The sequence below is a fragment of the Bradyrhizobium sp. Kon10 genome, assembly GCF_055807395.1.
This window is the reverse complement of sequence record NZ_JBVVOZ010000051.1, coordinates 15,660-27,490: the sequence shown is the minus strand read 5'-3', so window position 1 is coordinate 27,490 and position 11,831 is coordinate 15,660. Positions and strand designations below refer to the sequence as shown.

General features: G+C 61.5%; 9 protein-coding genes and 1 pseudogene. 5 read left to right on the top strand and 5 right to left on the bottom strand.

Translation table 11 applies throughout. The features are described from left to right. Positions 1-725 precede the first annotated feature (725 nt). The 5 genes and pseudogenes from AC0L2O_RS34580 to AC0L2O_RS34560 all read left to right on the top strand — a co-directional run. Positions 726-1,178: pseudogene (locus AC0L2O_RS34580) on the top strand (IS110 family RNA-guided transposase); the annotation flags it as partial. Between the two features lie 624 nt (positions 1,179-1,802). Further along, positions 1,803-2,192 (top strand): dodecin family protein, encoded by a 390-nt coding sequence (locus AC0L2O_RS34575; RefSeq protein ID WP_456677175.1) that lies wholly within the window; start codon positions 1,803-1,805, stop codon positions 2,190-2,192. 31 nt (positions 2,193-2,223) lie between these two features. Continuing rightward, positions 2,224-2,535 (top strand): hypothetical protein, encoded by a 312-nt coding sequence (locus tag AC0L2O_RS34570; protein WP_027520182.1) that lies wholly within the window; start codon positions 2,224-2,226, stop codon positions 2,533-2,535. Between the two features lie 87 nt (positions 2,536-2,622). Next, positions 2,623-2,793 (top strand): hypothetical protein, encoded by a 171-nt coding sequence (locus AC0L2O_RS34565; RefSeq protein WP_198034902.1) that lies wholly within the window; start codon positions 2,623-2,625, stop codon positions 2,791-2,793. After that, complete coding sequence (locus tag AC0L2O_RS34560) at positions 2,711-3,160, top strand: GcrA family cell cycle regulator (RefSeq protein WP_369721251.1); 450 nt, start codon at positions 2,711-2,713, stop codon at positions 3,158-3,160. Before AC0L2O_RS34565 ends, AC0L2O_RS34560 begins: the two co-directional genes overlap by 83 nt. A 562-nt stretch (positions 3,161-3,722) precedes the next feature. Here AC0L2O_RS34560 and AC0L2O_RS34555 read toward each other — a convergent pair. From AC0L2O_RS34555 to AC0L2O_RS34535, 5 genes are all read right to left on the bottom strand, one after another. Next, positions 3,723-3,896: a hypothetical protein gene (locus AC0L2O_RS34555; protein ID WP_198034903.1), complete on the bottom strand. Its 174-nt coding sequence runs from the start codon at positions 3,894-3,896 to the stop codon at positions 3,723-3,725. Between the two features lie 644 nt (positions 3,897-4,540). Then, positions 4,541-5,068, bottom strand: a complete 528-nt coding sequence (locus AC0L2O_RS34550; RefSeq protein ID WP_035969062.1) for a DUF3455 domain-containing protein — start codon at positions 5,066-5,068, stop codon at positions 4,541-4,543. Positions 5,069-5,133: 65 nt separating this feature from the next. Next, positions 5,134-6,585, bottom strand: a complete 1,452-nt coding sequence (locus tag AC0L2O_RS34545; RefSeq protein ID WP_369726641.1) for an HlyD family type I secretion periplasmic adaptor subunit — start codon at positions 6,583-6,585, stop codon at positions 5,134-5,136. Next, a complete protein-coding gene (locus AC0L2O_RS34540; protein ID WP_027520186.1) occupies positions 6,572-8,713 on the bottom strand; it encodes a type I secretion system permease/ATPase in 2,142 nt (713 codons plus the stop codon). The genes AC0L2O_RS34545 and AC0L2O_RS34540 overlap by 14 nt, the downstream gene beginning before the upstream one ends. A 29-nt stretch (positions 8,714-8,742) precedes the next feature. Continuing rightward, a complete protein-coding gene (locus AC0L2O_RS34535; protein WP_027520187.1) occupies positions 8,743-11,643 on the bottom strand; it encodes a beta strand repeat-containing protein in 2,901 nt (966 codons plus the stop codon). Positions 11,644-11,831 lie beyond the last annotated feature (188 nt).

Sequence of the window (11,831 nt, the reverse complement as noted above, 5' to 3'; positions counted from 1 at the left end):
ATCCACCCCTTCAACAAAGCGCTTCATCGGACCTCCCCGCAAGTGCGGGGAATCCTATCGCGCGAATCACCGGAAACAGAACGCTTTCACACGGCCTGGGCCAAGAGCCGACGTTAGCCAGCGCGTTGATCAGTTTTTGAAGTTTTGGCTTTCGCCACGGGCTCCGCTATCCAGCACCGGGAGCCGAGGCAATTAGTAGGAGCGCCAGGAGCGCGAAAGCTTGGTGGCAGCGCGTATAGGAATGGTGACGTTGCTTCTTTGGAGGCCACGACGCCGTACGCCGACGTGACGATCAGGTCGACTTTCCGTCGCGCGAGTTCAGCCGCATATTCCGTAGTTCGCTGAACGTCGCCCGCTGCCCACCTATACTCGATCGTGACGTTCCGTCCATCTATCCACCCAAGTCTGACAAGCGCTGGGTGAATGCGGCTACCCATGCACCATGGGAGGATTGTGTTCCTGCCAACACAAAACCAATCACGGGTCGCTTTGCAGGCTGTTGTGCGTTGCTTCTAATCGGCCGAGCGGCTGCTGCGCCCACGAGAAGAGTTAGAAATTGCCGTCGCCTCATCTGACGTCTCATCGCGTGAGAATTGCTTACCTTAGCACATAAAATCCAGGAGTTCGTGCGGACAGCGCGAAAGGCGTGACAGAAAAAGGCGAAAGATTATAGCAGGTTGCCAGCCCCCTAATGGGATGGTCCGGCCGTGCTCCTGCCCCGCCCCGGCGAGATCGAGGCACTGGCCCGTCAAGATCAGGCCTGTTCGCGCCTGATGACGGTGCCTGGCATCGGGCCGATCATTTCGAGTGCCATGGTGGCGGCTATCGGCACTGGAGACGTCTTCTCCAAAGGCCGCGACTTCGGCGCCTGGCTTGGACTGGTGCCCAAGCAGATCTCGACGGGAGATCGCACGATCCTCGGCAAAATCTCGAGGCGCGGCAATCGCTACCCGCGCGTTCTGTTCGTACAGGCGGCATGGGTTGTGCTGGTCAGGATAAAGAACTGGGAACGTTACGGGCTCAAATCCTGGATCGAAGCCGCCAAGAGGCGGTTGCACCACAACGTGCTGGCGATCGCGCTCGCCAACAAGCTTGCCCGCATCGCCTGGGCGGTGCTGGCTAAAGGACGCGCCTTCGAACTGACGAGGACCGACGATGCAGGCGTCCAACCCGCTTGATCCTCGCGCCGTGCTCGGCGCGGTCAAGGCGCAGCCTGGCCACGCCGGAGCCAGCCGCAAGCCAAGCGCCGGCCTTGACCGCCCCTGCGCGCGACGCGATCGACGCTCTGCGGGCCGGGACGAAGGAACGGCCCTTGGCTCGAACAAAGGAACTGCGCGATATGAGGAGCAGGCGATGACGTAACCCATCAACAGTTTCCAGCCGAGGTCTGCGAGAGGATGAGACGAGATGGAGATTCGGTCTTCCCGGCGCATGCGAACACTGGTGACCCGAATAGCTCGATCGAGGCCTGTCCGTTAATGAGAACGCACGCGCACGCGCTGATAGCCATGATGGCCCCGGAGCACGACACGCTCCAATCAGAGGCCAGATATAGATTGATGCAAGACCGCTCACCGCCAATCCGACGAAATCTTCTTGCTACGCACGGCCGGACCATACATTGGGTCAAACAGAAAAGTGACAGCCAATCGGACCCGTTTCCGTCTGCACGCCATGAGCGGACATGATGGCGCTGCTCGGCAGGTTAGCTGCGGCCAAAAGCTGCCCTCCGGCCAAGTGCAGTTTTGTCCCTTCGCGGCTCCGGGTAGCATCCCCCGAGACGTATCCGCGTCGAGACCCTCATGCTAGATTTCCTGCGTCATACCGGACAGAATAACAACATGCCTGATAGCGTCTACAAAGTCATTGAACTGGTCGGTACAAGCGGCGACTCATGGGAGAAGGCGGCCGCGAATGCGGTCGAACAAGCTGCAAAATCTCTCCGAGATCTTCGCATTGCAGAGGTCGTCAAGCTCGATATGCAGCTGGATGACAAAGGAAAGTGGAAGCCTATCGCGCCAAGCTCAACGTATCGTTCAAGTTCGAGGGCTCCTGAGCCTCAGCACCTCGCCGCCACGTGCAGGGCGAGGAGGACCGATTGGAGAAGGCGCGCGGTGCCCGGTCCGCCCAACCGGACACTGTGGCCCATCTCGGAAGTTGGACATAGTCCGACTGGGAGCGATATGCTTTGATGCGTTGGGGCGTGTGGCTCGTGGTGGCCTCATGTACATGGTCATTCGCAAGTATACCAAGGTTCGTTCGGTGGCGGACGCCGCTCGCCGCGCCAAGAGCGGTGTCGGCCAGATCCTAAGGCAATCGCACGGATTCAGATCTTACCATGTGCTGGATGCGGGTGACGGTGTTGGCATCGCCGTGATGATGTTTGACGACCGAGAAAGCGCCAATGCAGCGAACGCCAAGATACTGGCGTTTGTTCAAGCAAGTCTACATGACCTCGACCTTGGAGTTCCCGAAATCACCACGGGCAAGGTTTTGGTGAACATAGAGCCGAATGAGTCCTCGGGGATAAAGTAGCTGAACGCTGTCATTTGCGTGGTGGATGCCACCGCCTTGCTCATGTCGTCGACTTGATGTCCCCCGTTGCGTTTGCGGAGCAGCAACATGAAGCAACACACCTCCGAAGCATTTTCCATCCCAGCGACCTACTCGACAACGTTCGTCGGCACCGCGATGCCACCAAGAGATCCCGATGAAGACGACGAGGACGAAGACGACGAAGAGGAAGATGACGCTGACGAACCGCCGGTCGTGCGCGAGCCGGATGAAGACTAGCCTAGCGTGTTCGGCAGTCCACGCTATAATATCTCGCATGGGCTGGGATGCGAAAAACATAGCGCTCCTCAACAGGCGCTGGTCCGCAGGACAGAGCGCCGCGCAGATAGCGCGTCATCTCGGGTGCAGTCGTAACGCTGTTTGCGGCATGTTGACCCGTCTGGGGCTGAAGCGTGGCCACAAGCCGCCCACGGCAACGCCCAAGATAAGGCCGCCCCTGAAGCTGAGGCCGACGTCGTCGGCAGCCTGCGCCCGTTCAGTCGCACGGAAGGTGTCGCGAAACACAGCGGAGAGGCAGCAGCCCAAGGAATTCAGCAAGCAGCAGCTCTACTCCATGCTGGCAGAGGCGGTCAGAAACACTGGTTAAGAGCTCACCACGAACGTCTGCTGGGTCAAAAAAGCGGACCACCATCCACCGGTACCCGCGCCCGCAAGGCTGGGGCGGTTGGTCATCCGAGGTTCAGGGACGAACGTCTAAGGCTGGTTAGCGGGGATGGGCTCCGCTGGAGTAGGATGGATGAAACTTACACTTGCCGCACTGACCGTTCTCGGTGGGACCGCATTCTCAATTGCAACGGCATCGGCGATGCCCGTTGCTCCGCTTGGACAATCAAACATCGCGAGCGTTGAGACAGTAGCCCTGGTGTGCGGTCGGCACGGATGCGTCCGAACCCGCCCGGTCTATCGTCCTGCCTATCGCCGCGGCGTAGTCGTCGTTCGTCGGCCCTATGCCCATCGATACTATCGGCGCTACTGAATTCCGTAAACCGCCGCACAGAAACAGGCGGCCCAACTGAGGCGGCCTTAACCTTGTGTTCCGCAGGCGGAAAGTTTGCGTTCGCAATGTGTTCCGGGCCCTGTTAGATACCTTGATCTACCTCAAGGTAAGCACAAAACGAAAACCCTGGTGGCTGTCAACCGAGGCAGGCTTACTGCCTTGTATGGCGCTTCAAAACAGCGACGCGCCGATCTCGCTGCCACAATTCCAAATCGTGGCGGTCGAGCATCTGGGTGGCTTTCGCCTTGGCTTCATCGTCGTCAGCGCAGTCGAGCTCTTGGACTCCACTGATATGTCCGTCCTGGCTGTAAGCGCGGTAGTCCATCGTGCTCGTTCCCCGTTGGGAACACCCTGTCACGCTGGAGCCGCCCGCGAACTAACATAGATCGACAGACCTAAGAGCACGCCGACTGAGGCGGTTGCGACGGAGCTTCTCGGCGATCGGGCGTGCATCCCGTCCATGTCAAGTGCGCTGTCATCCATTTTGCAACAGCAACCCGGTTCCGTTAATGGAAACAACGATTTTATGTTGCACCGGACACATGACGGAGTAGGTTTTTAGATCCCGGGGCTGGTCCATATTTCACTTGTCTATTTAACCCGGCTTTTTTTGACCTGCGCGGGCCGCAGCGATTTAACCTCCCGCTGCGGCCTTCGTATGTGCGGTTAGGCGGGCCAGCGCGAACCGACTGGCAGTGCCTTCTGTTCAGCAAGCCGCGGCCTGCCTGCGACGTGGCACTGATGCTGGAAGGGCCCGCGGCTCCGAGCGTTGGCTTAACGAAATTATCAGGATGCCATCGCGGCACCGAGGCACAGCGCGGTAAGTCCGGCGGGCACGCCTGAGAAGGTCGGAATCGTCGCTGCACGGATTTCCGGTGCAAGCGCGGAAATTCGAGTCCCAGCTTGCAAACCGAAATGGCCTCTGCACAGTTCCTGTAGCCCCGCCCCGCTGTTGTCTGGTACCCCCGGTCAGCTGTTGTTGCGCAAGAAAACGTAGTCAGCGGAATAGGGAACGCTGAGATAAGCGCCTGCAGTTTCACAAGGTCCTTGCGTCATGCCACCTTTGGTGTTGATGCGCTCGACCGTCGCGGCTTCGGACAGTACGCCGCTGCCGCGATGTTCAATGGTGTCAAGCCTCAGCCAGGCAATGTCGTTTGCAGTCTCGCCGGGCGCGGCGGAGACCACTCTGGCCTTCACGCCGCTGCCGTCGATGTGATCCCAACTCGGACCGGCAGAGTGCAAGCCGATCGACTTCCCGTCGGCGATGAGCGTGGCAACCGGCTCGCGAAATTGCCAGCTGAGCGCGCGAGGCTCCGACGGATATTTTTCGGACTCCGGCCGGCACTGGTAGATCTGGGCGCCCTCGGCATGAAATGTTGCGATCACTGCGCCGGCGCGCGCGACGATCGATCCAGTACTCTCCGCCGACACCTTGGCGACCAGCCAGGCACCGACGAGGCAGACCACGGCGACCGTCAGTTTTAAGACACCAATCATCGATTCTCTCCAGTTTAGATCCAAACATGGTTATGTCTCGACCTCATCCTTAACGCAGCCGGCATTCAGCGTTCGCGCAGCATCTCCTGGCGATAGCGGCGCAACGGCGACAGAAGATAGCTCAGGACGCTCCGCGATCCGGTCTTGATCTCGACCGTCACCGCCATGCCGGGCGACAAGTTGACCATCCTGTCGTCGATCTGCATTCGGGTGCGGTCGAGCGAGATGCGCGCGCTGTAGTTCAACTCCTGACCTTTCGGCTCACTGGATTCGCTGGTAGCCGCGAGCGGCCGTTCACCGGTGCGGTCCTGGCGGTCACGAATTACGGCGTCCTGCGACACCGAAATGACCTGGCCATGCAACAGGCCATAGCGGGTGAAATTGAAGGTATCGACCTTGATCTCGGCTTGTTGTCCGGCTCGAACGAAGCCGATGTCGCTGTTTGACACCATGGCCTCGATCTCCAGCCGGCTGTCGCTCGGCACCACCACCACCAGGGGCTGCGCTGCCGTCACCACGCCCCCGACCGTGTGAACCGCGAGTTGTTGCACGACGCCGTCCACCGGGGCGGTCAACAGCTGCAGCCTGGTTCTCTGCTCCGCCTTGATCAGATCCTGGGCGAGCCCGCTGGCCTTCTGCTCGGCCTTGGCGAGTTCGTCGGACAGGGTATGCCGATATTCGGCCACGGCCTGACCGCGCGTCTCGCGAATGGCGGCAACGGCGGCTTCGGTCTCATGCAGATGGCTCTTCTGCACATTGAACTCCTCTTGTTGCTCGACCAGCAGCTGTACCACCTCGAAATAACTCAGCTTCGAGCCCAGCTCTTTCTCGACCAACGTCTTCCGAATCTCGACGCGCGACTGGATCACGGGAATGATCGTCTCGAGCTTGTGGATCGTTGCTACCGTGGTCGCCTGCTCAGCTTCCTTCTGCGCCTGTTGACGGAAAAGTGCTGCGAGTTTGGCTCGATGTTCGGTCACCTGGTTCAGCAAAAGCTGGCGTTGGGTGCCGATCAGCTCGGGCTCTGCGCCGTTCGGCGGCACAAATTCACCCATGGGATTATCGCCGTCGGAAAGCGCCGCGCGCAATCGTGCGATGTTGAGCCGCTCGGCAAGCAGATCGTTGTGCAAGTGGTCGCGCTCGGCTTCATTGGCCGTCGGATCGAGCTCGATCAGGACGTCGCCGGCCTTGACCGCTTGCCCATCCTGGACCCGGATCGAACGCACCACGCCGGTCTCGAACGGCTGCACGATTTTGGTACGACCGCTGGGGAGGATTTTTCCCGTTGCCGCCGCGACAATATCAATGGTGCCCCACCAGGCCCACAGCAGCGCTGTGCAGAACAGCACAATGATGGCGGTCGCGATGGCGCGTCCGATCGGCGACGGCGGCGTTTCCACAATTTCAAGTGCAGCCGGCAGAAATGCCAGTTGTTCGCCGCGCCGGTGTCGCGGAGACCGGAACGGGACCACGCGTGGCGTGGGCGCGGCGGGCAACAGTGATTCAGTTGACTTCATGGAAGCCCCCTTGCAAGCGATGCAGCGATGCATACCGGCCGCCGGTTTTGATCAAAGTGTCGTGGCTGCCGTCCTCGACCAGTCGGCCTCGGTCTAGCGTGACGATGCGATCCGCCGTCCGGACCGTTGAAAGCCGGTGCGCAATCACGAGCACCGTCCGCCCGTTGGCAATGGCCTTCATGTTGTGCTGGATGATGCGCTCGCTCTCGTAGTCCAGAGCGCTGGTCGCCTCGTCGAAGATCAGGATCCGTGGATTGGTGACCAGCGCGCGCGCAATGGCGATGCGCTGGCGCTGGCCGCCGGATAGCGTCGAGCCGCGCTCGCCGACCACGGTATCGTAGCCGTCGGCGAGCTCGAGGATGAACTCATGCGCGCCCGCGAGCCGCGCCGCGGCGACCACGCGCTCCATCGGCATCGCCGGCTCCGCGAGCGCGATGTTGTCACGGACCGAGCGGTTGAACAGCACGTTCTCCTGCAGCACGACGCCGATCTGGCGGCGCAGCCAGGCGGCATCGGCCATCGCCAGATCCATGCCGTCAACCAGCACACGGCCTCGCTCCGGAACGTACAGCCGCTGGACCAGTTTCGCGAACGTGCTCTTGCCCGATCCCGAAGGGCCGACGATGCCAATGGTCTGGCCTGCCGGCACGTCGAAACAGACGTCGTGCAGAACTTCCTGCCCATCGATGCGATAGCGGAACGAGACATGGTCGAACTTGATATCGCCGCGGATCGCCGGCAGCCGAGCGCGACCGGCCGAATAGCTCGGCTCGGCGGTGGTGTTGAGGATGTCGCCAAGCCGGGCGATCGACAGGCGCGCCTGGTGAAAATCCTGCCATATCTGTGCGAGACGCAGCACCGGCGCACTCACCCGACCGGCCAGGATGTTGAAAGCGACGAGTTCGCCGACCGAAAGGCTGCCGTCAATCACGAGCCTGGCGCCGAAATACAGCAGGCTCGCCATCACGATCTTGTTGACCAGCTGCACGGTCTGGCTCGCGCTATTGCCGAGGCTCAAGACCCGGAAGCTCGCGGCCACGTAGCCGGCGAGTTGCTCTTCCCAGCGGCGCTGCATCTGCGGTTCGACCGCCATCGCTTTCACCGTCTCGATTCCGGTGACGCTCTCGACCAGGAACGCCTGGTTCTCGGCGCCGCGGCGGAATTTCTCATCCAGCCGTCGCCTGAACAGTGGCGTCGCCGCGGCTGAGATCGCGATATAGAACGGGAACGACCCAAGCACGATCCAGCTCAACAACGGCGAGTAGAAGAACATCACCCCGAGAAAGACAAAAGTGAAAAGCAGGTCGATAACCAGCGTCAGCGCCGAGCTGGTGAGGAAGTTGCGGATGTTTTCCAATTCACGGACCCGCGCCACGGAATCGCCGACCCGCCGCGCCTGGAAATAGGCCATCGGCAAAGCCAGCAAATGGTGAAACAGCCGCGCGCCGAGTTCGACGTCGATGCGGTTCGTGGTGTGCGCGAATAGATAGGTGCGCAGGATTCCCAGTACGGTTTCGAAGACCGAGATCGTCACCAGCCCGAGCACGAGAACGTCGAGGGTGCTTAGAGAACGATGCACCAGCACCTTGTCAATGACCACCTGGAAGAACAGTGGCGAGACCAGGCCGAGCAGCTGCAGGAAGAACGAGGCGACCAAGACTTCGCCCAAGAGACGTCGATATTTCTGAATCGCGGCGAGGAACCAGGTGATGTCGAACCGCCGGGTGATATCCGATAATCCGGCGCGCCGGGCCATCAGGATCAGACCACCATCCCAGACCGATACGAGTTCGTCCCGCGTCATCAACACAGGCCGGGGCGCCAGCGGCGACTGCACCAGCACCCTTTCCTCGCCTGCCTTGGCGAGGAGCAGGAATCCGCCATCGCGGAGCGATGCGATGGCGGGCAAGGGCGTGCCACCCAGCCGTGACCAATCGGTTCGGTAGGCGCGTGCCTTAAGGCCGAGATCCCTGGCGCATCGGAGCATCTCCGGTGCGCCGATCTTGTCCGTTCCGAGCCGATGCGCGATCTGTCCGGCATCGGCCGCAACGCCCTGGAGATGCAGCAGCGTCACAAGCGCCTCGAGACCTGGATCGGTCGGTCTCGGGCCGTTGGTTTCGATTTTCATGGTGCTCTCCAGGGCGAAGTGGTTTCAGCTCAGGCAGCGTGCGGCAGTGCGAGCTGCGACTGCTGGGTCGCCGAGGGATCGGCGATCGGGACCGCATCGTGACCTTCTCCCGCCGAGACCAGGCTCGACGCCATGAACTGACCAAGCAAGGCGGCACCCGCGGCCGGCGAGCTTGTCGCAACGGCGGCGGCTCGGCTCACCGGCGCCTGGATCTGGATGTTGTTGCCAGACCCACCGTCGAGGATATCCTGACCGCCTCCGCCGATCAGAATGTCATCTTCAGCTCCGCCGCTAAGGGTGTCGTTGCCGGCACCACCAAGCAGGACGTCGGCACCGTCGCCGCCATTGGCGATGAGCTGCACGTTTGCCGAGAGCGTGGACCCAATGATGACATCATCGCCGCCGAGGCCATTGATGACGAGACGATCGGTTGCCTCGAAACCGGTGATCGTCACGTCATTGGCAAGACCCGTCACCGTGACCACACCGTTGTTATCGCTGATGTTGATCACGTCACTGGCGTTGGTCGCGTTGATAACGACCGTGTCGACCTGGCCGTCGCCGACACCACTGCCTGGCGTCGATTCCAGGTTGATGGCGACGTGGTTGACACTGGTCTTGGACAAGTCGTCCACCGTGATGGTGTCCGCGCCGCCCAGGGCGTTGACATCGATGGTCTCGATGTTGGTGAGATTCATCGTGACCTGACCGACGTCGCGGGTGAGCGTCGCCCCTCTGCCATTGGCCGAGATCTCCATGCTCTCGTTGGCAATTGAGCCGTTGAACACGAGCGTATCGTTGCCCGCGCCGCCGTCGACCGCGTCGCTGCCGTCTCCGGGATTCCAGACGAAGGTGTCGTCGCCCGTTCCCATCGAGGCCATGTCATTCCCGCGGCCGCCGGTGACGGTGTCGTTGCCGGCGCTGCCGGTGATGATGTCGTTGCCGTCACCGCCATTGATGGTGAGGTTGACCTGCCCGGCATGGAGCCCGGAAGCGTTGATGATGTCGTTTCCGGCACCTCCATTGACGACGAGTTGATCGAGGCTGACGTCGGTGCCGTTGATCGTCACCTGCGCAGCCAACCCGTTGACGACAACCGATGAACCGCTGCTGGCGATAGTGATTTTGTCGTCACCAGCGGTGCCATTGACGTTTACGGTGTCGGCAAGGCCGTCACCTTGACCGCTGCCCAGCATGCCTGACAAGTCGATTGCGACTTGCTTGGTGTCGGTTCCCGTGAGGTCGCCGACATTGACGGTGTCGGTCCCACCGAGGGTAGCGAGCTGGATATGCTCCACGCCGCCGAGGTCCATGGTGACGTTGCCCACGTCACGGAACATCCTCACCCGCGAGCCATTGGCGGAGATGTCGATGTTCTCGTTGATGTTGGCACCGTTAAAGACCAGCGTATCGGTGCCGGCCCCGCCTTCGACAATGTCGCTACCGTCACCCGGATTCCAGATGAAGGTGTCATTGCCGTTGCCGAGATCGGCGAAGTCGTCGCCACGGCCGCCGATCACGGTATCATTGCCGTCGCCGCCGATCAGACGGTCGGCCCCGGCGCTGCCGGAGATGGTGTCATTGCCGGCCCCGCCATCGATCACGAGCTGCACACTTCCGGCGGCGAGACCGGCTGCGCTGATGACGTCGTTGCCAGCACCGCCGTTGATGGTGAGCCGGTCGTTTGCGCCCTCCGCGCCTGTAAGGGTGACCGTCGCCGGCAAACCGGCCACCGTGACCGAGCCTCCCGTTCCAGTTACTTGAATGCTGTCATTGGCGGCGGTGCCGTTGACGGTCACGGTGTCGGCCGCGCCGTCGCCTACGCCGCTGCCGGGCACTCCCGCAAGGTCGATATTGACCTGGGTAACACCGGTACCGGTGAGGTCGCCGACCGTGAGGTTGTCGGCTCCGCCGCGAGCCGCGACGTTGATATGCTCCATGCCGTTCAGATCCATGGTGACGTTGCCGACGTCGCGGGTGAGCTTGACCCGGCCGTGATTGGCCGTGATGTTCATGCTCTCACTGATGTTGGCGCCGTTAAATTGGAGCGTATCGGTGCCGTCCTGGCCTTCGACAGTGTCGCTGCCGTCGCCTGGATTCCAGACGAAAGTGTCATCGCCGCTGCCGAGGCGTGCAACGTCGTTGCCGCGGCCGCCGGTGATGACGTCATTGCCATCGCCGCCGAGCAGCGTGTCGTTGCCGTCGCCGCCGGTGATGGTGTCGTTGCCGGCGCCGCCGTCGACGGTGAGGCTGATCAGGTTGGCGAGACCGTTTCCGGCGGTGAAGACGTCATCGCCGCCGTTCATGTTGAGCACGAAATTCTCGGTGGTGCCGATGTCGAGCGAAAACGGCGCCGGGCTGATGCGGTCGAAACGTACGCGGCTGCCGTTGGCGGTGAGCGTGAAGATCTCGGCCCCATTGCCGCCATTGACTTCGGCGGTATCGTTGCCGTCGCCGCCCTCCATCAGGTCGGTGCCGTCGCCCGGGTTCCAGATCATGCGATCGTTGCCGGCCTGTCCAAACATCTGGTCGTTGCCAGCGCCACCGATCAGCGTGTCGTTGCCGTCGCCACCGAACAGCAGATCGTCGCCGCCTTTGCCGAGCAGCGTGTCATTGCCGGCCTGGCCGAACAGCAGGTCGTTCCCGGAGCCTCCGATCAGGGTGTCGTTGCCATCCCCGCCGAACAGCTGAACGGCGGGCATTGCACCGTTGGTTTCGTCGACTGCAATCGTGTCATTGCCGCCTTGGCCGAACAGTTGAATCAGCGTGGTGGTGGAAACCGACGGCGTGCCGCCAAGGACGGTAACCGCGCCGCCGTTGATAAGAATCTTGCCTGCTGGGTCGCGGCTGGCGACGATGCTGTCGTCGATCGCGTCGCCAAACACCGACAGCGTGCCAGTGCGAGAGGAAAAAGAAGCTGTGATGGCCATCGTGGTCGTCCTTTTCAGAGTCGATTGTTGTGCAAATGCGCGTTGGGGATGATGGATCTGCTGGGATTTCGTGCTGAAAGTTATGTTCAGGAGATTCCGGCGCTCACATCGAGGCCGCAGGTCGCCAACAGGCCTGGCGAAGGACTCGATCTGGTAGCCGTTGTCACCTCCGTGATTTGAGGCGCGCA